Consider the following 22,462-nt stretch of genomic DNA (forward strand, 5'->3'; position numbering starts at 1 on the left):
TCTGAAATCATCTGACCAGTACAGGAAATCTGACCGTTATGTGCACACCTTTGAGGCTTTCAATCGTAAAACTTCCTTTCAACTGTTTTGTCAGCCCTTGCATCAGATCAAGGCCTAATGAGTTATGCTGCATCAAATCAAGCTCAGCCGGCAGCCCAATACCGTTATCAGATATTTTCAAAAATAAATAATCCGCCCCTTCCCGTTTAAGATTGATGCATACCAACCCACTATGCTCATTCAGGAAAGCATATTTAATCGCATTTACGATACTTTCATTAATGATAAGCCCAAGCGGAATTGCCTGCGAAACATCCAGGTACAGCGGCTCAATTCGCAGATCGTAGTTGATCCGGTTATCTGTGTCGAAACTTTCCTGCAGATAACCTACCAATTCACTGATATATTCAGGCATGGCAATCTGAGACGTGTTTTCATCTAAATAAAGTTTTTGATGGATAAGCGACATGGCCTGCATGCGCCTGAGGCTGTCCTGGACTGCTGTCACTGCCGCATCATCTTCCAGATAGGCAGATTGTGAATTGAGCAAACTGGTTACCATCTGAAGATTGTTCTTAACCCTGTGATGCACTTCCCTGATCAGCCATTCTTTTTCTTTAAGCAATTTTTCCTGCTCGGTATTCAGTGTTTCTAAATACACATTTTTCCTGTCCAATTCTTTCTGATTTGCTTCAAGCTGGCGATTGCTTCTTTGTTTCAGTGAATAACGATTAAGCAATAAACCGATGATAATTAATAGAGACGCAGCTCCTGCCAGGGTAATATTTTTCGTTCTATCAGCTTCCTCTGCTTTGATTCTCTGTAACTGATTCTGACTATTCAGCAGCCTGATATCCTTATCCTTTTTCTCAGCTTCATATTTCACTAATAATTCATTTGCCTTTTTTCGCTGGTCATAGCTGAATACCGAATCCTTAAAGTCATTTCTCAGGTTTAGATTTTTTATAGCATCGAGATATCGCCCATCCAGTGAGTCAAGTTTGTATAGATTGTAGAAATACTCACCCTTTCCGGAAATGTCAGTTGCTGATATAAACTCTTTTCCCTGTTCCAAAAGTTCTCTGGCCTTGGCTGTGTTGCCAACCTTACGGTAAAAGGCAGCTATTTGAAAAAAGGCAGCCGGAAATTCGTCGTGGACATATTCCATCGGAAATTTTTCAGCCATGATCAGGAATATGTTGTAATTCTGTTCTGCAAGATCAAGTCTCTTCAAATTTTCATAGGTAATGCCAAGTAATAAGGCAAAGTGCATCTGTTCAAAGTAGGATGTAGGCGGGTATTTGGTTTCGGCTTCTTTCAGCAATGGTAACGCTTCTTTTGCTCTGCCAATCACGTTGAGTGTCCCGACTTTGCCTATTAACGATCTGTACCAATACATCCGTGACTCCCTCTTTTTATCTTTCAGGCTTTTGTCAAACCAGGTAATCGCCTCATCGGATTTAAATAGACGCTCATACACAAGCCCTCTGCGTGTATAAAATAATCCTATAAAAGTGGAATCTGATCGGGTGTTTATGCTTGCCAGACTCTTATTGGAAAACGTCAATGCATTGTTGAGCGCCCCCTTTCGATAAGCCAGCCAGGAAAGCGCATCATAAGGATATTGAGTTTGACGAAATTTTATTTCCGTTTGAAGTTTAATTATTTTATGTAAAAGTGCCTCGGCAACATCGTATCGCTTGTTAACAAAATTTTCTATATTTATTAACGAGAGTGTTTCAATCTCCTGCTCTTTTAAATGTTTTGTTTTAAAAATAGAAAGTGCTTTTTCAAACTTTGATAACCTGATCGGATCACCGTAACGAAGTACCTCACCTCCGCGTAAAAATGCCTGAGCCAAAGCCAGCGTATTTCCTGACCGCTCACACAACGTCTCGATTTCTGTAAACATTTTCTGACCTTCATCGGCGCGTCCCGACTGGTGAAGCAAATGAGCCCTAAGGGTCATACTTTCGATCTTCCATTGCGTGGGTGCAGATCTGCTAAAATTAATGGCTTCGTCTATATACTTTGCCGCCTGATCCAGATCCGCTTTTCTGTTGCCTGGCATAAAAACATAGTAGCTTCCAAGTTCGATCAACAATCGTATTCTTGCAGAATCTTTCAGCCGCGTCAGCAGCTCCTTTGATTCTTTTATTTTTCCGGCATCTATCAAGCTGGTCCCTGGTGACGGCCTCCCATCGCTGTAACCTTCGCTGTAAGCAAGGATTGGACTTAATCCATAAACTTTACAGGGAATACGCACGGCACTGTCCATATCGATCTGTCCCTGACTGATGGTATGGAGATATTGCGCTGTGATCCGGATCAGTAACCTTTGTCTGGCTACGTCGCTATAACCTGAGGTATTAGACTGCGCATTAGCGTTGACGACAAATAATGTAACTAGGCCTACCGACCTCAATACCAACTGTATACTAGCCCAAAAGTGAAGTTTAAGGTTCATAACGATAGTTGAATAGTCCGAATAAATCAAAACCACACCGACCAGAAGTTTCAGGCTCAAAAATGAACATGAATTTAATTATTTAAAGCGATAAACCTGACCTTTATACGCACGCCATTATTATTTTCAATAGAAAATTCTCCTTTTAATTGTTTTGACAGCCCCTGTACCAGATTAAGTCCCTGAGACTGATGTTTTTTCAGTTCAAATCCTGCGGGTAAACCGATGCCATTATCCTGAATTCCGAGTACCATATAATCAACACCGTCACGCGTCAAACTGATACGAATAATTGCTTCCTGTCGCTTCGGGAATCCATACTTCATCGCATTTACAACGCTTTCATTGATGATCAACCCTAACGGAACTGCCTGTGAAACATCAAGATATATCGGCTCGATATTTTGCTTAAAACTTATCTGCATGTCTGTGTCTAAACTTTCCTGCAGATAGTTTACCAGATCTTTGATATAGTCCTGCATGGCAATCGTACTTGAATTATGATCTTCGTAAAGCTTTTGATGAATTATCGACATAGTCTGCACGCGGCGCAGACTATCTTTAACAGCCGAAACAGCGGATTGATCTTTCAAATAGACGGTCTGTGTATTGAGCAAACTCGTCACCAACTGAAGATTATTTTTAACGCGGTGGTGCACCTCATCGATCAGCCATTCTTTCTCTTTAAGAAGTTTTTCCTGCTTTGCAGTCAATTTTTCCAGAAAAATATTCTTCTGATCAACTTCTTTCTGGTGCGCCTCATACCTGCGATTGCTTCGCTGTTTGGCATGGAAACTATTCAATAATAATAACACAATTATTAAAAGCAAAGCAGCACCGGCCAGGGCAATATTTTTTATTCTATGAGCCTGCTGATTTTTGTTATTAAGTAATTCAATATCTTTTTTCCTTTCTGCAATCTCATAACGAACCTGTAATTCTTCGATCTGCCTGCTTTTGGTTTCACTAAAAATTGAATCTTTCAAAGCCATGTGTTTTAATAAATATTGCGTGGCCGACCGGTAATTCCCAAGAGCGGAATCAGACTTGAAAAGCATCAGGTAAATTTCCTTCGTATCAGCGATGGAATTTGTACCTGCCGGCGCATTGAGAGCCTTTTGTAAAAAAAACAGCGCATTTCTGAATTGATGCTTTTCCATAAAATATTGTCCCAACTCATAATGAACATCGGTATTAACCTCATTGTCTTCCCCTAAACGACCAGTTAGTTTTACCAATTTCGCGTAGTAATTATTTGCGCGCTGCTCTTGATTAATTACCTTATAACAATAAGCAAGCGAAGCCAGCAAACTTGCCTGCGCGTGTACACCATTGGGTTTGTTTTTTGCGCTTATGTCCAGAATAAATGCAAGAGCCTCTTTTTCCTTTTTGAGTTTGATAAGTCCCCTCGCCAAAAATCCTGCATCTCTGAACATATAAAGGTTGACCGTCTCAGTATATTCACGTTTTTCGAATACTTTCCTGTACCATTCCACGCTTTTTTCAGTTTGGCCCAGTTCCCTGTACATATTTGCCAGCCTGCTGTAAAAAACAACTGCCGGAGAAAAATCCTTCGCCGCTTCCATACTTTCAATTGCCTTTAGAGAATAAAAAATGCCTTTGCTAAAATCTCCTTTGTAGCGATTGGTAACTGCAAGCAGATCATATACGTAAAAAAGTTTAGGGTAACCGATCGACTTATATCGATGTAGGACATTCAGCAATTGTTTTTCCGCGAGGTCAAGTCTGCCCTGCACCATATTCAAGTCGGCAATACTTTTCAGAGACTCGATTTCCATCGCTTCAATTCCGGCTTTTTTATAAAGAAAAACCATTTTTTCAAAGCAATACAATCTGGTAATTCCCGACGAATCACGGGGTGGAATCAACAAGGCAAGTTCCTGCCATAGCGCTGCCTGAGTTGCTTCATTACCTTGCCTGCTGGTTCGATCGATCAATTCCTTGAATAGCTTTTCACCTTCCTCTGTATTGCCGTTTTCGAAGTAGTAAACAGCTTTATCGTGCAATCGCAATAGTAATTTTGAGCGATACATTTTTTCGGTTTGAGAGACAGAAATCCTGGGAAACATCATTGAAAGAATGATAACTATTAAAACCATATCTTTTCGGTAAAGCTGATGCATCGTTTAGATTTTTAGTTTCCGAAAGAGATACCAGGCGCATCAGACGTGAGTGACGCACGAAATTTTGCCTTTTTCGTGTCTGCCAACACAGAAAAACAGCGGCGAAAAATCGTCGCTGTAAACTTATGAATGATCTTAATTTGATGACCTTCGTAAAAGATCGATCATATTCGCGATCCTGTCAATGAACCTTTCGTTCAAGAAAATCTCTGATTTTATCTGCGATTTCGTCTCCGACACTTTCCAGTGCAAAATGCCCAGCATCAAACAAATGGTATTCGAGATTCTTCACGTCCTTCTTATACGCTTCGGCTCCCGCAACAGGAAATATGTAGTCATTTTTTCCGTAAACAATGAGCATTTCGGGGTTCTGATCACGAAGGTATTGCTGCCACTGAGGGTACAGCACTACGTTTGTCTGATAATCATAAAACATATCCAGCTGAATTTGTCCATTCTCTTCACGTTCCAGGTGTCGCAGATCAATTTCCCAATTATCAGGACTTACAACGCTCGGATCAGGTACGCCGTGAGTATACTGCCATTTCAGACCGTCTGGTGAGTGAAAAGTTCTAAGCTCATCTTCCGCAACTTTGTCGTTTTTATTCGCCCAATAAGCCTTGATCGGATCCCAGAAAGTTTCCAGGCCTTCTTCATAGGCACAGCCATTCTGGACAATCAATGTATCAATTTTCTCAGGATTTGCCGAAGCAATTCTCCATCCGATCGGGGCACCGTAATCCATCAGGTACAGACTGAACTTATCGATTTTGAGCTCACTTAAAAGTGCTTCAACAATCGTAGCCAGATTGGCAAACGTGTAAGAAAAGTCGGAGATTTTTGGCTGTTCGCTTCTTCCATAACCCGGATAGTCAGGAGCGATCAGACGAAATTTATCTGAAAGATTGTGTATCAGGTTGCGAAACATATGCGATGAGGACGGGTAACCATGAAGTAAAACCAGCACCGGCGCGTCCTGTGGTCCCGCGTCACGATAGAAAATATCTACTCCGTTAATTTTAATAAATTGATGTTTTGTTTGCATTGCGATTGATCGATTATTGGTTGGAAATATTTTTCGTGCCACTCCTGCCTGATTTACCGGTTAGCTATAAATGTTTTGCAATTCTGTTGATACCATCAGAAAATTATACGCTCGTTTTCGTTAATTGGAGCGTCATTGATACTTGCAGTACGTTCAACCATCAAGCCGTTTTCATTAAAGTCCCAAAGTTCAATACCGTAGCTTCGATACCATTGTCCTGATTCATCATGGGATTCATACAAGAACCGTACGGCAATCCGGTTTTCTGCAAAATTCCACAGCTCCTTTTTCAGTCGATAATCCAGTTCTTTCTTCCATTTTGCGGTTAGAAATGCAATGATTTGTTCCCGACCAGTTATAAATTCCGATCTGTTACGCCATTTTGCATCAACCGAATATGCCATACTGACTAATTCCGGATCTCTGCTGTTCCAAAGATCTTCGGCAAGCTGGACCTTCAGCCGTGCAGTTTCAAGCGTAAATGGTGGTAATGGCGGGCGTTGTCGTTTTTGTTGTGATGGAGGATTGAGATTCGCTTCATTCCACATGGTATCGCCGCACTCATCACTTGTGAATTGCTCATCATTGAACTGATCAATTGAATTCATATCAATATAGGTTTAAGAATCATGTCAGAAAGACCAGGACTCGTCGTGAAAGCCTCGATTTTATGGGTCTCGCTATAAGGCGATTCTCAATAATTTGAAAAATATTGTTATGCAAAACTATCAGTCGATATTGTCTCTATCAATGTGTATTACAATGCATTTGCTGTATAATTGACAGATTTTAATATTTGAAAGTGGCAGTTACACCAGCCATATAAATAATCTTTCCCATATCAGCATCCTGCAAAAACGCCCCTGGATTAAACCTTGTAAATTCTAGCCGGAAGTATAAAAATGGATTCGCCTGAAGACTTATATCTGTGCTGAGTTGACTTCCAATATTCTTCGAACGGATATTCCGGCCATCGTGAATTAAGTCTCCATTGACGGCATAAAGGCCATCCTGTCTGCTCATTCTCCAAAAGAAATCATAGTCAGCTGACCAGGTGCATTTGCGATTTATATTTAATTGAATGTACGGATGCAGGTCCGTCAAGTTATATGGACCTATCAATGAGGCAAGACCAAAGTATGCACCTCGCGGATACAAAGGATTAAACGTATTCACCTGATGCTCATCATAATTTTTATCTCCACTGACCAACTCCGTTTTTAATCCAAGAACCGGATTATATGAATTTAGTTTGAGACGAGCGGACGTATTTAATGACACGGTCCAGGCTCGGATCTTCGATTTTGAAATATTTCCAAATTGATAAACGGCTTCAAAATCGTAGTTTAGCATAGTACCTTTTTTCCAAATCCGGGTGCCGAAAGAATGCCGTTTTTCAATTCCGCTCTCATCAACGAAAACCGCATTGTTTTTCACTCCAAGATAATAGAAATCAAGGCCTGGATGCTGTCCTGGGAGATTGTCAGCAATATAAGATCCCCATAACTGACTGGAAAAATCCATAAATCTATCATCGATAATTTTCTTATCAGTGTTCACATAAGTAGTAAAGAACGCATCTGCACGAAGTTTTTTATGGATAAAGACAAATCGGGCCGCATCAAAAGCCTGACGACTGTTCGGTCCTTCCCGAACAGAAATTAGTCGCTGTGAACCGTATGCAAGCTCCTGCCTTCCTAGTTTCAACGTCAGCTGATTTTCCAATTTATTATAAATTGTAAAATCGAAAAATAGCTGGTGTATATCAAAAGGATTTTCATCTACCGGACTCGTTTGACTGTTACTACCAACAATAAGACTGCTCTGAATTTGAGTAAAAATTCTAATCTTTTTTCCGAAATGTAAGTCTGCATGGCTTAATAGACGATTCAGAATAAAACCATCCTGATCTTCCGTTTCTGTTCCCCAACCGGGATTTTTAAACCAGAAATATTGATAGCGCACTTCGCCACCGAAGGAAATATAGCTTTTCCCAGCTGCAAACGGTTTATATTTTATGTTTTCATAAAAACTAACCGTTGAATCTTTTGTAAATCTGCCATAATCTTCTTCATACCGCAGCTGCTTGAATTCTATATTCTGTGCATTTAAAAATGTAACAGAAAACAAGACTACAAAAATCAGAATCAAATGTTTTACCAAAATCCCCCTATTTGGTCTGATAGCCGCCATAATATTTTACCGGACTCCAATCGGGTATAACAGGTAAACGTCCGGCACCAAACGGAGTAAATTCCTCATCAGCCCAAACGATTTTTCCGTCTACAATCGTCGTGTTTGAAGTAATGTACTGAATCTGATCATCAGGTATTGAGAAATAGTCACTGCTAAGAACCACCAAATCAGCGACACCGCCAGGTTCAATTCTGCCTTTTTTACCATCTTTCAAAAGTGCGTAACCACCTGAAGTCAGCAGACTCAATGCAGTAGTGCGGTCAACAGTATTTTCCTGATTCATCACCTGCATATTTCCAATAGTTTTACCTGTGACCAGCCATTGCAACGCGACCCAAGGATTATATGAGGCCACGCGGGTTCCATCAGTACCTAATCCAATCGGCAAACCCATATCAAGCATTTTTTTAACGGGTGGAGCTGCTGAGGCTGCTGTTTTGCCATATCGTTTAACAAATAATTCCCCTTGATATGCCATACGATGCTGAATCGCAATACCACCGCCGAGTGCTTTGATACGACTAATATTCTGATCACTTATCGTTTCTGCATGATCAAAAAACCAGGGCATGTTTTCAAATGGGATCGTTTTGTTAACCTGTTCAATCACATCCAACACTTGGGAAATACTCTCATCGTAGGTTGCATGAAACCTGAACGGCCACTTATTTTTTGCCAATAACTCAATAATGGGAACGAGGTTTTCTTGCATACTTGGAGGTAGCTCTGGTCTTGGAAAAAGGAAATTTTCGAAATCTGCTGCTTCAGCAAGCAGATTTTCTCCACCTCCCGCAACCCGGTATTTCGCTATTTCACCACCATCCGAATGAACATCGCCGATATCTAACATGCCAACCCATCGGGAATAGTCTGCCAACTCTGTCCCACTTTTTTGTGCAAAAAGAAAATAAGGAAGTCGAACAGTCAGTTTGCCCATTTTATATAGTGAGTCGGTAATGGCATAATCATCAGGAAAATTTTGAAAACCTCCACCTGCATCCATCACGGCCGTTACTCCCAAACGGTTGAGCTCGGTCATAAACTGGATCGTTGAATTAATCTTCTCCTCATTTGTCAACTCAGGTAATTTTGCCAAAGTGGAATAGAGAATAAATGCGCTGGGTTCAGCGACCAACAGACCTGTCGGGTTTCCATTTTCATCTTTCTCGATCAGCCCGGCTTTGGGATTCGGCGTGTCAGCATTGATATTCAGCGCTGTTAAGGCCGCTTTGTTGAGCAAGGCCTTGCCATATAAGTATAAAATAAATGTTGGCACATCACCAGTTGCTTCGTTTATTTCAGCGAGTGTTGGCAGTCGCTTTTCCTCAAACTGGTATTCATTCCAGCCACCTACTACCCTAACCCACTGGCCAGGAGGCGTCCTTTTTGCCTGTTCACGCAGCATTTCCACTGCCCTTTTCAGCGTTTTCACGCCATCCCAGCGAAGTTCTGCGTTGTAAAATCGACCTCCTCGGATAACATGTAAATGACTATCAAACAATCCAGGAATAATTGTCTTCCCACCTGCGTCAATTATTCTGGTGTTTTTCGACCTGGTCTTCATTACCTGAGCATTGCTTCCAATAGCCAAAATTTTATTTGAAGTAATGGCTACGGATTGTACGATCTGCCTGTTTGCAGTCATCGTATGAATGCTGGCATTGATAATGATCAAATCCGCTTTGTTCTGCGCGAAGGCATGCGTGACGGTTATTATTACACAAATCACGAAAAATCGAAGGCACATCATGAGCGGATCAGTGCTTTATCATATCCCTGGAATACTGGATGCCGATGCCATATGCGCCGCCGTAATCCCTGAAAAGATCTGTAACTGCATTATAGGTGGCACTGCGTGCCCAGTCGCGTTGCAGTTCGAGGACATATTGCATGGAATTCATCGGCGTCGCGCCGGCCATGACCATACGTTGAATCGCCATTTCGTGGGCTTCGTTACTTACATCCCCGCAGGCATCCGTTATCACATACACTTCATACCCATCCTGGATCGCTGACAGCACCGGACTTACAATACAAACGCTCGTCCATAAACCAGCCATTACCAGTTTCTTTTTCCCTTTTCCAGTAATCGCTTTGTACGCATTGACATCCTCCCATGGATTCATGGTTGTGCGATCGATATAGCCTGAGGAAGCTGGTGGGTAGACGGCAACCAATTCCGGAAATACCGGGCCACTGAACGACTTCTCTGCAACCGTCGTGACAACAGTCGGAACATTAAAGATTTTGGAGCCGCGGGCGATCAGGGCAACGTTGAGCCTTAGCTGGTCAATGGTAATGTTTTTAACGGGAAAAGCCATTTGGCTTTCATGATCTATCAATATCAGCGAATGGTTTGTCGGTGTCAAAAGAGATGCCGCAGGTTTTTGAGCAAATAATTCAAAACAAATACCGGCAGTGAACACCAGTACGAAGGCTAATTTTCTTTTCATGATATGCAATGTTTGTAATGGTTGAAAAATTTGTAATTGCTGATCACAAAATTCCTACGGTACGGCTTCGCATTCAATGTATAAATCAGGAGAGGTGATGTATTGATTATTAAAAGTAGAATCCGACCTTAAATTATCGCGGTTTATATGCTTCCAATTCAATTTCGATCAACTGGCCCGGAAGCGCCAGTTCCTTCACACCGAACCATGAACCAGCGGGAAATTGTTTTCCGTAAATCGTTTTTCGATAAACAGAATGTTTTTCAAACTCGGCCATATTTGTCGTCAGAACATTCTCTACCACAACATCTTCCCATGAATACCCATAATGATTCAGCACTTTTTCCAGATCGCCATAACAATTGATCATTTGCTGTTTCATATCGCCGGGGGCCGTTAAATTTCCATCTTCATCCATGCTAACAGCTCCTGATATTTTCAGCTCGCTACCAATACGGACAGCATGCGAATAGCCATTACTTTTTTCAAACCCGGGCCGGAGGGAGAAATATTCCGGTGCATCAGATTGGCTCGAAATGTTCTGTTTGGTTTCAGGAGCGGGATTGCAACCTCCGGTCAGAAGGAGAATTACGAAGGATAGTTTGCTTTTCATAAGAGAGATTATTTGGCTTGATTGTAAGGATAGATTATTTCTTTTTCAGAAAATTTTACAACTGTTGATGGCAAAATTCTCATTGTGCGAATCTGTATTCAATGTATATTTCAGGTGAGTTGTTGTACGCGTCATCGGTTATGCTCTTCCGTGATTGGAATACTGCAAGGAAAATGCAACTTTTGAAGCGTAATTTTTTCCAACCCAAATAACATCATGAAAAAGATAGCAATCAATGGTTTTGGCCGGATCGGACGCGCCGCACTCAAAGTAATTTTCGAAACAAGTGATCTGGAAGTAGTCGGAGTCAATGACCTGATGAGCATTGAAAATGCCGCATATCTATTGAAATACGACAGCAATTATGGAAAATATGAAAGGGAAATTAAAATTGAGGGTGAGAACATTTTGGTGGATGGCAAAGCTGTCAAATATACGAGCCTAAAAAGCATCGAAAGCCTACCCTGGAAAACGCTTGAAGCTGATATCGTGATCGAAAGCACCGGTATTTTTACAAACCAGGCAGACGCGGAAAAACACATAGCGGCCGGCGCGAAATTCGTAGTCATTTCCGGCCCTACGAAGGATACTCCAACGGTAGTACATGGTGTGAATACGGAAGATGGAAAAGTGGCAGTATTCTCATGCGCGAGTTGTACGACAAACAACATCAGCCCGATTATAGAAATCCTGGGGCGTAGGCTCGGTATCAAAAAAGCAATCCTCAATACGACGCACGCTTATACGGCATCTCAAACGCTGGTTGATGCGCCCTCAAAACGTGAACCGCGCATGGGCCGTGCAGCAGCAACAAACCTCGCTCCGGCAGCTACCGGCGCAGCAGTGGCAACGACCAAGGCGCTACCGCAATACGCCGGAAAATTTGACGGTATTGCCGTGAGAGTTCCGGTGACAGTAGGTTCAATTTCTGACATCACATTTATTGCAGAGCGACCTACCAGTATTGAGGAAATAAACCAAATCCTGACCGAAGAGTCAGCCACGCCACGTTATGAAAAGGTAGTTGCTGTGACTGATGAACCACTTGTATCCAGTGATATTATCAAAAGTCCGTTTGCCGCTACCGTAGATCTGGAAATGACTCGCGTGGTGGATGGCGACCTGGTAAAAGTAATGGCCTGGTATGACAACGAATGGGGTTTCACAAATCAGATGATCAGACAAATCCAGTCAATCTAACTAGAATTAGCTTCGGCTAATCATAAAGTATTCCCCATGAACTATTCAGAACTTGCTTTTTCAGATGACATCAAGGCTATCCAGGAAAGAATGGGTAGCCGAAAAACTTACGAACGGGTTGAGAAGGCCAGTTTTGTTGATGGCCTCACAAATGTTGAAGCACGGTATATCAGCCAGCTCGACAGCTTCTATATGGCGTCATTTGGGGAGAATGATTTTCCTTACATACAGCACCGCGGCGGACCGGCAGGTTTTATCAAAGTGATTGATGAGCAAACTATTGGCATTGTTGATTTTGGAGGAAACCGGCAATATATTTCGGTTGGGAATATTACTAAAAATCCGAAAGTTTCGCTGATCCTACTTTCCTACCCATTGAAGGCAAGACTTAAAATTTATGCCGAGGCTAAAATTTTAGAGATTGAGGACAATCCGACTCTTTACGATCTGCTAAAACCGGAAGACTATAAATTTAAGCCTGAGCGATTAATAATTTTTCATGTGAAAGCTTACGACTGGAATTGCCCGCAGCACATAACGCCCCGATACACACTGGCTGAAATAAACCAACTGGACGAGGCCAAGGTTCAATACATTCAGCAATTGGAACGGGAACTTGAAGTGCTGCGGGTAAAGCTTGGTCAGGCATAGGATAACGATAGAGGCCTAGTCCCACTCCTCCGTGTTTTTTATACCGAGGTCGCTTGCTATAAATACCGGATTTTTTCCTTGCTTTTTCTGATCGCTGTAATCTTTGAGCGCAGCCAGTGCAGGCTTTCTCAACAGCAATATCGCGATGATGTTTAACCACGCCATGATGCCAACGCCAATGTCACCAATTGCCCAGGCCAATGCTGCCGTTTTGATTGATCCATAAAAAGTAGCCGCCATTATCAGCACCCGAAGTCCCCATACAAGCCATTGATTATTATCTTTTTTCAGAAGATAACTCAGGTTTGTTTCCGCGATATAATAGTAAGCCATGATGGTAGTGAAAGCAAAAAACAGCAGCGCGATTGAAACAAACCCGCTTCCAAGTGAAGGAAATTCCGTATTGATCGCGGCCTGGGTGTAGGCGGCGCCGATTGCCATGTCAGGCACATTTTCAACCAATAACCCACCCGCAGGATTCACAACATTGTACTGACCAGTAAACAAAATCATCAATGCAGTAGCCGTACAGACGAATAACGTATCAACATATACTGAAAATGCCTGAACCAATCCTTGTTTTACAGGATGACTTGCTTCTGCTGCCGCCGCCGCATGAGGGGCAGTCCCCTGACCAGCCTCGTTAGAGTAAATACCTCTTTTGACTCCCCATGAAACCGCCATTCCAAAAATTCCGGCAAAGGCAGGTTCCATATCAAATGCCGACCGGAAGATCAGCCCAAAAACGGCGGGCACCTGATCCATATTTAGTGCAATGACGATCAATGCCATCAAAATGTAGGCACCAGCCATAAACGGCACTACAATTTCGGCCACTTTGCCAATGCGCTTTACGCCGCCAAAAATAATTAATCCTAACAAAACAGTAACTGCACCACCCGTTATTTCAACAGGAATATCGAATGCGCTTTTAGCACTTATGGCGATGCTGTTACTTTGCACTCCAGGAAGAAATAGTGCTGTGCTCAAAATTGTCGCGATTGCAAACAAGGTCGCGTACCATTGAACACCCAGCCCTTTTTCAATATAAAAAGCGGGTCCGCCGCGATACTGACCATCTTTCACCGTTTTATAAATTTGCCCGAGCGTTGCTTCAATAAAAGCAGATGCGGCTCCCAGGAAAGCGATTGCCCACATCCAGAACACGGCACCGGGTCCTCCCATGGCTATGGCTGTTGCAACTCCTGCAATATTTCCTGTTCCGACCCTGCCGGAAATCGCTATGGCAAAAGCCTGAAAGGAAGAAACACCCTTTGCAGACGACTCGCCACCGAATAGAAGACTGACCATATCTTTCAAGTAGCGAACCTGCAAAAAGCGTGTTACGACTGAAAAATAAATCCCGGTCGCGAGACAAAGCACTATAAGCGCATTACTCCAAACGATATCATTGATTAAGGTTACAATTTGTTCCATACAAGTTTTAAAAGGTATAAGAAATCAGGAAATTCGGCGGAAAGTGATTAAAGTAAATATAAATATGCCGAAATGACCCAATAAGAAACTTTTAATACTGCAATTAATACAAATAGTGCTATTAATCGTGGATAAGCGTTACTATTTTACATCGTTTTAACGTTTGCATTTATTGATATGACTTCACCTTTATGAAGAGATGTAGGAGATTTTTGAATTAACTTTTGATACCGTTTATGGTTCAATAAATTATAAGTTACAATTAACCTCCACAACGGTTCTCGGTGTTAATTTAGTTTCGATAGTGATTATTAAATCAATTTTAAGTTCTTAAAACCGCAATCCATGGTTTTACATTTTCGGGAACAATTCCCACATTTAAACAAGTATTGGGAAAAATATTTACCGCATCAGCAGCGCCTGGAGGTACCGGCCAAAACCATTTTGCTCAAAGAAGGCCAGGTTTCCCATCATTATATTTCTATCGAGCAGGGAAGTGTCAGGGCATATTTTGATAAAAACGGGGATGATAAAACGGTGCAGTTTTTCTTTGAGAATACCGGACTTTCGTCGTTCGACAGCTTTATTGACGAAGCGCCAAGTAGGTTTACTATTGAAACGATCGAGCCGTCGATCATTTATTTATTATCACGACCCAATGTTCTTCAATTAATTGATGATCTGAGCCATGAACCTGATTTCATGCAGATCATCCTGAAAATATCCGCTATCCGGTTTAAGCATTATAATAATGAATTGGTATCTTTCATCCGGGACACGCCAGAACAGCGCTACCTCCGTCTGCAAAATGAACGACCGCATATTATTCAGCGTGTCCCGCAGCATTATATAGCCTCCTATTTAGGTATAAGCACTGTTCATTTAAGTAGAATAAAAAATAAACTTGCCAGGGGCGCGGATCACTTCTGAACAAAGAGAAGTTAGGTTCATCTGACCCGTTGTTACTCCTCACTATGAATACCATTTTCAACAAACACTTTCAAGTCTTCTTTGTTTGTGATGGTTTTCTTTTCATGATGTTCCAAATGAAAATTTTCCAGCTTTTGCAATAGATATTGAAGCGTCAGTTTTTCGGAAATTGTCAGTTTGCCGGTGATCATTTTGCCAACATTGCTCATATCTTTAAACACTTCGTAGAGTAATACTTTCCCCGCGTCAGTGATCGCAATCAGCTTGCTTCTTTTATCTTTTTCATCATCCCATTGAGTGACCAGTCCGGTTGCAATGAGCCGCCTGATCACTTCCATACCTGATGTTTTTTCCTGTAAATTAAAACTGATCAGTTCGCTTTTGGAAAGATGGTCGTGGGTCAGTAAAACAGAAAGTGCAGTAAAATCCTCGGCAGTCAGCAGCGGCGTGCCTTCCAGTGCTTTTTTTATGTATGATTTTGCATACCTGCTCATGTGTACAAATAATCTTCCAATGTTGTTGTCAAGCTGGAAAGCTATTTCCTGTGCATTATTTTCATACTTGCCAAATCTCGCTTCACCCGGCACAAAGTGCTCCTTGGATTCACTGGTCATATGCAGCAAAAATCCGGCGAAGTCCTGCATAGACAGTTCACGTCCAGGGCTCTCCTCTTCCAGTTGTTCTACAAGCGAGATTAATTCATGAATGAGCTGGTATGATTTCATGCCAAATTAAGTGATATGAACTAATTATTATCCAAAGTTACATGCTTTCCATGATTTCCAGGCTTTGCTTTTTGAACGTCATATAAGCATTTTCGAATTTTTGACTGACGTTTCGCTGCGGGATATAACTTTTGAACAAATTAAATGTCCTGATCAGCGTGAGTTTATAAAGCGGCAGTTTGACGTTTTTTATAGCGAGCAGGTCTGAAATTTCTGTACCCAATAAATAACGCATTAAACCCAGAATATCGTCATCCGTAGCTTTACTTTTATTAACAGCCAAAATGTGCCCGATCAGGGATTCCGTGAGTTCTTTTCCATGCGGTGAAGCGCAGAATTGGCGACGTTTGATCGTGGCATCCAGTTCATCTCCCATTTTTTGGTTTTCAGGAATTAAATCCTCATCCAAGCCTGTTAAATAACCAATCACGGCCCAGGTGTGCAAAAATGCCTCCTGGTCTGATTCACTGACACTAAACCCAAGCAGCCGTAAACCGCGTATCACGATGAGCGAAAATGAAAGGTTGGTGCCCGCCATATCTTCCTGGTTGATAGGAACACCCCAGGCGTCATCCCATTTTCTGCTCTGGTATGTATAATAACGAACCGCAGCATGCATAATCCGCACTTTTAAGATTTGCTGATAGGCATTTCCATTTGGGGCAAAAGCATCCGGAGCCATCACGTCCCAGACAAATATGGCTGTGTCGTAAAGGCGTTTTGTGGTTTGTTTTCTGATCAATTCCGATATGTACAAAACCATGGTGCCGTGGGCAGCCGTATAACAATATGGAAGCGACAGCAGCCCAAGCAAACTCATAATTATTTCCGAATAGCGGGTAAAAAAAGCGGATCCCTCGTCCATTAATTTTGGATCCGCCCATGCCGGTAATTTATGCGCTTCGTCGATGAAAGCAAATCCGGGAAAAATGCTGCCTAATGATTCAGAGGCATGATCACCACTCGACGAGTTCATCCACTTTTGTAACTGGATTTTTTTTTCCAAGTCAGCAAAAACAACCTTTATGAAATTATCTGCCGGTTTATCTCCCAGTAATCTTTTTCTATCTAAAAGTTCGTCACTATATATTTTGTGATCAGCCATAAGTTAAAACGTTGTACTAAGTATCGCCTCGGCCGCCAGTCTTCCACTTTTCATCGCAGCATTGATCGAACCATTCATTAAATAGTCACCGCATACAAAACAGTTTGGATATAATTTTTTGGCCATAGGAACCGGTTCATTTGTTACCTGGTCATCATCGGGCAAAGCGTAAAGAATATGATAGGTTTTTAGATGTTTCCAGCTCGTTGCCTCCGGGAACCAGGTTTTCATTTCACGAAGTGCCTTTGTCTGGAGTTCTGAACTGTTAACATTTGAATGATCTCCAATTAATGAAAGAGATATCAAGGCATCTCCATTTTTTGAATATGCAGGCGAAATCTCATTCATAACAGCAATGTTGTTTACCAATTTTCCTGGCAGCGTATTTAATGCAATCAGTGGTTTTCCAAACGGTTTTCCGGGCGAGGTGAAATACATATTGGTGACAGAATGATATGCCCTGACCGACTGCTCAAATGGTTTTGGTAAATTAAGCTGATCGGTCGCAATGAGAATGTTGGCAGCTTGATACACAGATCCAGTCAAAGTCCTAACCGTATTCCCATCAATTTCAATTACTTTTTCATGAATGATTAATTCCTGAGCTGACAGGTCACGGGCCAGTTGTAACGGGATCATACCCATACCTTTTGCAGGAATCGCAGCATCACCTTCACTAAACATTTTGAACACAAACTCAAACATGCGACTTGACGTGCTCAGTTTGTCTTCAAGAAAAATGCCTGACATGAAAGGTTTGAAGAACTGATTCAACATCCGGGCACTAAACCCGGCATTGTCCAGATAAGCCAGTGTAGTAGTTTGCTCTTCTGAAAAAATCTCGTCAATACCCTTTCCGGCAAGTTTTATTTTTAACCCAAGCATGCGCATTTTATCACCAAGCGTGCCTGCGGGAGAGCTCAAAGTACTGATCAAAGTACCTGGTTGTCGTAGCGGATCACCTATTCGTGTTGTGCCGTTTTCGTTCAATATTAAAGCACCGGGATCAAATTTACGTAGGTCCAAGGCATCGTATTCCAGAAATCTTTTTGTCTCAGGGTACGCGGTTAACAATACCTGAAAGCCGCGATCAAGCAAAAAACCATCTACTTCATCCGTACGAACCCTGCCACCGACATGATCAGAAGCTTCCAGTATTTTAATAGATTTACCAGCCGCTTTCAACACTTTGGCTGCCGTTAATCCCGACAGCCCTGCACCGATAATGAGTACGTCCGTTTTATTTTTGTTCATGAAGGCAAAAGTTTAATTCAATAGGGATATTCCTGAACTTTAACACTTACGATACTAAGCTGTTTTCAGTTTACCCATACCTCCATCAATTCCGATGACCTGTCCGGTAACCCAGCCGCTACTTTCGGAAAGCAAAAACGCTATCGCCTGGCTGATATCTTCCGGCTGACCGTATTTTCCCAAAGGATGCCTTTTGGCAGATGCTTCCCGTTTTTCCGGAGTGCTCAGCAAATTTTGGGCCATAGGAGTATCCGTCAGCGATGGAGCGACCACATTCACACGTATTTGCTGCGCTGCCAGTTCAGCGGCCAGTGCTAATGCCAGACCTTCCACCCCACCTTTCGCTGCCGAAATACTGGCATGATAAGGCAGACCAGTTTTGGCAGCGACAGAACTGATAAGAACTATTGAGGCGCCAGCAGCATTTTTCAACTGTTTGAGCGATTGTTGAATAATTTGTACAGCACCCAAAACATTGATGCGATAATCATTCAAAAAGTCATCCGTTGAAAGCCTGTTAAATGGTTTGAGATTGATGCTGCCGACCGAATAAACCAGACCGTGCAATTGTTCAGGTAAAAATTCAGCGATCGCGCCTAGTTCACCCGTTACATCAGCCTGATGGTGTTTGACGCCCTGAGGCAGATCAACATTCGCAGATCGTGAAATAACATAAACAACCGCATCATTTTCGTGTAAAAATTTAACAAGGGACAAACCAATACCTGAACTTCCTCCCACTACGAGTATATTTTTTCCTTTAAAATTCATTATCCAATATATTTTAGAAATTCATTTCTGGTTTCAACATTCAAAAATTGGCCGCAATATTCAGCGGTCAGCGTTGTACTGCCGGAATCTTTCACACCCCTGCTCGACACGCAGTGGTGATATGCGTCGATAACGACGGCCACATCCTCAGTGCCGAGTGCTTCTTTCATCAAATTAGCAATTTGAATTGTCAGTCTTTCCTGAACCTGAGGCCTTTGGGAACAATATTGAACAATCCTGTTCAGTTTTGACAAACCAATTACCTGCCCGTTACTGATATAAGCCACATGCGCTTTTCCTACGATCGGCACGAAATGATGCTCACAATTGCTGAAAACGGCAATATTTCTTTCAACGAGCATTTGATTGTAATGATAGGCATTTTTAAAAAGCGTAGGCTCCGGTTTATTTGCAGGATTTAGTCCGCTGAATATTTCTTTAACATACATTTTAGCCACGCGTTTTGGCGTATCCTGCAAACTATCGTCATCCAGATCCAGGCCTAAAATCTGCATAATACCAGCAAAATGTTTGGCGATCAGCTCTATTTTGGTTTCGTCATCAAGCTCAAATGCGTCCGCTCTCATCGGCGTGTCAAAAGACGAGCTTTGATGTTCTTCATATTCGAGCACATTTTTGTCATTCTTTGGTTCAAATATGATTTTGTTATTTAACATGAAGTTATTTGTAATTTAAGTAAATCTGTTGGTCAAATGCGGCATTTCTTTTGATACTACGTCGGGTTTGTATTAATCCCGTTATGTCACATTACATTCAATTTATATCTGACAAGCGAGTCAAACATCAGCCAGAATTTCAGACCATTTGAAACTCTTATGCGTTCCGACATAACTTGGTTCGCCGGTACTCTTGTTATTTTGAGCAGCAACTGCCGGTAATAAACATAGGCAAGGTAAACTCCTTTTCGACAGGAAGCCGGCAGTTCACGAATACCACTTAATGCCTCATCAAACTCGTTGATAATTTCCTGTTCGATGGTTCGCTTATTCTCATCGGAAAACGAGGATAAATTGATATCCGGAAAATAGCTCCGGTTCAACTGCTGGTAATCTGCCTGCAAATCCCTGAGAAAATTGACCTTCTGAAATGCGGAGCCCAACTTCATGGCTGGAACTTTCAACCGGTCAAATTCCTGTTGATCGCCGTTTGTGAATACATGCAGGCACATGAGCCCTACCACCTGCGCGGAACCCATGACGTATTCATTATACTTGTCATGCGTATAAGATTGCTCATCCAGATCCATTTCCATGCTTCTCAAAAATTGCCGGATCAGATCATGATCGATATTAAATTTATTGACCACCTCCTGAAATGAATTGATAACAGGGTTGGTACTGATGCCTCGCTCAATCGCCTTAAAACAATCGGCGGAAAATTCGGCAAGCAATATGGATTTAGGGTAATCATGGAAACTGTCGACAATCTCATCCGCTAGTCTCACAAAGCCATAAATTGCATAGATATGGTCGCGTAATTCTTTACTGAAAAAAAATATCCCAAGCGAAAAACTGGTACTGTAAAGTCGTGTTGTTTCTCTGCTGCATTTCGCGGAGAGCTTATCAAATTTTTCTTTCATTTTTCAAGTTTGATGTATCGGACGATGGTTTGTGCCTGTCTGTCGCCATCGTCTTCATAACAGATTGCGGCAAACGCATTTGGATCGGTCTTTCACAATCCGTTCACAGAGGCATGTTTTTAGGTTACGGTGTTTATCGACATCATCATTTCACCTTCCAAAGTAATACAATATTATACTATTTATTAAAAAGTAGTACAAATTTATACTTAATCAAAATAATACGATGATGTTGGTACGTATGATAAATCCTCAGCGCCTTATTCCGATGAAACTTATCCTACGTTAACTTAATTAATGAAATACTATATTACTTTAAATGCCTTCGGACCTCTGGCGATTTATTTGGCAAATAACTCAAAACGAAAAACCAGCCCTTAAAGTCAGTCGGTTAAAGTCTTCCTTTTTTTCAATTCCCAACTGCTGAACAGAAGATCGCTGAAAACGGTATCCTGCCGAGATTGTGAATCCTGTATTGTTGCTGAACAAAATTTTCAACCCAATTCCAGCTGCCATCGTTGGTCCGCCGCCAAAACGAACGCTGTCTACATCGTTGGAAGTGGCATTAAATCCATGGCCACCTTCAATAAAATAGAAAGGCATCTTGTCTCCGGTCTGAATAAAATCACCACGAATACTCAAAACAACCGGGACGAAAGTCTGCACAGCATAAAGGTCGGCGCCGAGGCCAAGTCCGGTATAAAACCACTGATTGAATTTATAACCATTTGTTGTTTGGAAAGAAAACGCAGAAGTCGTCACGCCGTTTGATGCCCGGTTGCTCATCGCCAGCGGCCCAAGCTCGGTATAATGCACGAAACCTTTCTGTTTGTACCGAATATTGGGATTGACATACTTTTCATTTTCAATTTTTTCAACTTCATCTGTCAGAAAAGTGAGTATGCTTTTGTCAAACATTTCCAGCCTGACAGCAGGTTGCTCTTCGAGCAGCGTGCCTTTCATGACTGAGCCATTTTTCAGGAAAACCCGCACATATCGATTTTTTTGTCCAAAGGTGCTGGCCGTGAAGTACAGGATAAAAAGCAATGTCAGCGTTAAAGTATTTTTCATGTTGTGGTGGTATTAATGCAATGGCTAATCAGTTATCCAACCAGATTTTAAACTCCGGACTTCTTTCCCTGCTCACATATGTATTTTGCTCAAACGGCGGTTTCAGGAAAACCTGAAGCCGGCTCGATAACAGCGCCTTGACCTTTTGGATAGATTGTATCCTGGCAATAATTTTTCTGTTAATCCTGAAAAAAAGATGCGGATCCAGCAGCTCTTCGAGGCTTTCCAGGTTATAGTCTACCAAATATTTACGTCCCTCAGACGTCACCAGATATACCACCTTATCATCAGCATAGAAATAAGCTACCTCATCAATGTTTTTGTATAGTATGGTATCCGCATATTTAACTAAAAAACGGTGTTTGTATTTTTTACTGAAAGACAACATATTTTCCTCAATCCGTCTGATATCCGCCAGAGAAATTCCGCCGCGGCTTTCATTTAAATTCCGGTATTTGATGAGCGCGTTCTGAAGTTCGGTTTTATCCAGTGGTTTTAAAAGGTAATCAATACTATTCAGTTTAAAAGCCTGCAAAGCGTACTGGTCGTAAGCGGTAGTAAAAATAACCGGACATTTTACGGGAAGACGTTCGAAAAGACGAAAGCAAAGTCCGTCCGATAAATGAATATCCAGCAACAGCAAATCCGGCTCGGGGTTTTTACTCAGCCACGATACTGCTTCCTCGATGGATTCGAGCGTATCCAGTACTTCAATGTCAGGATCAAATTCCCGCAGGAGTTGTGATGCTCTTTTGGCGGAGAGCGCCTCATCTTCCAGTATAAGAATTTTCATGGTTTAG

Annotated in this window: 20 protein-coding genes; 3 read left to right on the forward strand and 17 right to left on the reverse strand. The window is 41.9% G+C overall.

The annotated features are described in order from the left end of the window. Positions 1-7: 7 nt before the first annotated feature. The 8 genes from L0657_RS21765 to L0657_RS21800 form a co-directional block, all read right to left on the reverse strand. The gene (locus L0657_RS21765; protein ID WP_235152877.1) at positions 8-2,467 is read right to left on the reverse strand and encodes a sensor histidine kinase; all 2,460 of its coding nucleotides are present in this window, start codon (positions 2,465-2,467) and stop codon (positions 8-10) included. A 74-nt stretch (positions 2,468-2,541) separates the two neighbouring features. Beyond that, complete coding sequence (locus L0657_RS21770; RefSeq protein ID WP_235152878.1) at positions 2,542-4,521, reverse strand: histidine kinase dimerization/phosphoacceptor domain -containing protein; 1,980 nt, start codon at positions 4,519-4,521, stop codon at positions 2,542-2,544. 271 nt (positions 4,522-4,792) lie between these two features. After that, positions 4,793-5,656 (reverse strand): alpha/beta fold hydrolase, encoded by an 864-nt coding sequence (locus tag L0657_RS21775; protein ID WP_235152879.1) that lies wholly within the window; start codon positions 5,654-5,656, stop codon positions 4,793-4,795. A 95-nt stretch (positions 5,657-5,751) separates the two neighbouring features. After that, positions 5,752-6,204 (reverse strand): nuclear transport factor 2 family protein, encoded by a 453-nt coding sequence (locus L0657_RS21780; protein WP_235153180.1) that lies wholly within the window; start codon positions 6,202-6,204, stop codon positions 5,752-5,754. A gap of 241 nt (positions 6,205-6,445) precedes the next feature. Beyond that, positions 6,446-7,849 carry an alginate export family protein gene (locus tag L0657_RS21785; protein WP_235152880.1) on the reverse strand — a complete coding sequence of 468 codons (1,404 nt, stop codon included), beginning with the start codon at positions 7,847-7,849 and terminating at the stop codon, positions 6,446-6,448. Next, complete coding sequence (locus tag L0657_RS21790; RefSeq protein ID WP_235152881.1) at positions 7,827-9,602, reverse strand: amidohydrolase; 1,776 nt, start codon at positions 9,600-9,602, stop codon at positions 7,827-7,829. The genes L0657_RS21785 and L0657_RS21790 overlap by 23 nt, the downstream gene beginning before the upstream one ends. A 7-nt stretch (positions 9,603-9,609) precedes the next feature. Continuing rightward, positions 9,610-10,278: a hydrolase gene (locus L0657_RS21795; protein ID WP_235152882.1), complete on the reverse strand. Its 669-nt coding sequence runs from the start codon at positions 10,276-10,278 to the stop codon at positions 9,610-9,612. Between the two features lie 160 nt (positions 10,279-10,438). Further along, the gene (locus L0657_RS21800; RefSeq protein WP_235152883.1) at positions 10,439-10,918 is read right to left on the reverse strand and encodes a RidA family protein; all 480 of its coding nucleotides are present in this window, start codon (positions 10,916-10,918) and stop codon (positions 10,439-10,441) included. Positions 10,919-11,134: 216 nt separating this feature from the next. On the opposite strand from L0657_RS21800, the gene L0657_RS21805 reads away from it, so the two are divergent. Together L0657_RS21805 and L0657_RS21810 are read left to right on the forward strand one after the other, a co-directional pair. After that, entirely contained in the window at positions 11,135-12,118 is a 984-nt protein-coding gene (locus L0657_RS21805) for a type I glyceraldehyde-3-phosphate dehydrogenase (RefSeq protein WP_235152884.1), read from the forward strand. A gap of 36 nt (positions 12,119-12,154) precedes the next feature. Next, complete coding sequence (locus tag L0657_RS21810) at positions 12,155-12,769, forward strand: pyridoxamine 5'-phosphate oxidase family protein (RefSeq protein ID WP_235152885.1); 615 nt, start codon at positions 12,155-12,157, stop codon at positions 12,767-12,769. 15 nt (positions 12,770-12,784) lie between these two features. On the opposite strand, the gene L0657_RS21815 is transcribed toward L0657_RS21810, so the two are convergent. Further along, positions 12,785-14,206 (reverse strand): sodium:alanine symporter family protein, encoded by a 1,422-nt coding sequence (locus L0657_RS21815; RefSeq protein ID WP_235152886.1) that lies wholly within the window; start codon positions 14,204-14,206, stop codon positions 12,785-12,787. Positions 14,207-14,551: 345 nt separating this feature from the next. Here L0657_RS21815 and L0657_RS21820 point away from each other — a divergent pair, with 345 nt between their 5' ends. After that, entirely contained in the window at positions 14,552-15,136 is a 585-nt protein-coding gene (locus L0657_RS21820) for a Crp/Fnr family transcriptional regulator (RefSeq protein WP_235152887.1), read from the forward strand. A 32-nt stretch (positions 15,137-15,168) separates the two neighbouring features. Here the strand turns inward: L0657_RS21820 and L0657_RS21825 are convergent, their stop codons facing one another. The 8 genes from L0657_RS21825 to L0657_RS21860 form a co-directional block, all read right to left on the reverse strand. Continuing rightward, a complete protein-coding gene (locus L0657_RS21825) occupies positions 15,169-15,861 on the reverse strand; it encodes a MarR family winged helix-turn-helix transcriptional regulator (RefSeq protein WP_235152888.1) in 693 nt (230 codons plus the stop codon). Between the two features lie 37 nt (positions 15,862-15,898). Further along, complete coding sequence (locus tag L0657_RS21830; protein ID WP_235152889.1) at positions 15,899-16,966, reverse strand: oxygenase MpaB family protein; 1,068 nt, start codon at positions 16,964-16,966, stop codon at positions 15,899-15,901. A 3-nt stretch (positions 16,967-16,969) separates the two neighbouring features. After that, positions 16,970-18,220, reverse strand: a complete 1,251-nt coding sequence (locus L0657_RS21835; protein WP_235152890.1) for an NAD(P)/FAD-dependent oxidoreductase — start codon at positions 18,218-18,220, stop codon at positions 16,970-16,972. A gap of 54 nt (positions 18,221-18,274) precedes the next feature. After that, positions 18,275-18,991 (reverse strand): SDR family NAD(P)-dependent oxidoreductase, encoded by a 717-nt coding sequence (locus L0657_RS21840; protein ID WP_235152891.1) that lies wholly within the window; start codon positions 18,989-18,991, stop codon positions 18,275-18,277. Next, positions 18,991-19,668 (reverse strand): GTP cyclohydrolase I FolE, encoded by a 678-nt coding sequence (folE, locus tag L0657_RS21845; protein ID WP_235152892.1) that lies wholly within the window; start codon positions 19,666-19,668, stop codon positions 18,991-18,993. The genes L0657_RS21840 and folE overlap by 1 nt, the downstream gene beginning before the upstream one ends. Before the next feature lie 86 nt (positions 19,669-19,754). After that, on the reverse strand, positions 19,755-20,591 hold the full coding sequence (locus tag L0657_RS21850) for a phytoene/squalene synthase family protein (protein ID WP_235152893.1): 837 nt from the start codon (positions 20,589-20,591) through the stop codon (positions 19,755-19,757). A 357-nt stretch (positions 20,592-20,948) separates the two neighbouring features. Beyond that, positions 20,949-21,662, reverse strand: a complete 714-nt coding sequence (locus L0657_RS21855) for a hypothetical protein (RefSeq protein ID WP_235152894.1) — start codon at positions 21,660-21,662, stop codon at positions 20,949-20,951. A 28-nt stretch (positions 21,663-21,690) separates the two neighbouring features. Further along, positions 21,691-22,455 (reverse strand): LytTR family DNA-binding domain-containing protein, encoded by a 765-nt coding sequence (locus L0657_RS21860; RefSeq protein WP_235152895.1) that lies wholly within the window; start codon positions 22,453-22,455, stop codon positions 21,691-21,693. Between the last annotated feature and the right edge of the window lie 7 nt (positions 22,456-22,462).

The organism is Dyadobacter sp. CY345, assembly GCF_021502725.1.
GTDB lineage: Bacteria > Bacteroidota > Bacteroidia > Cytophagales > Spirosomataceae > Dyadobacter.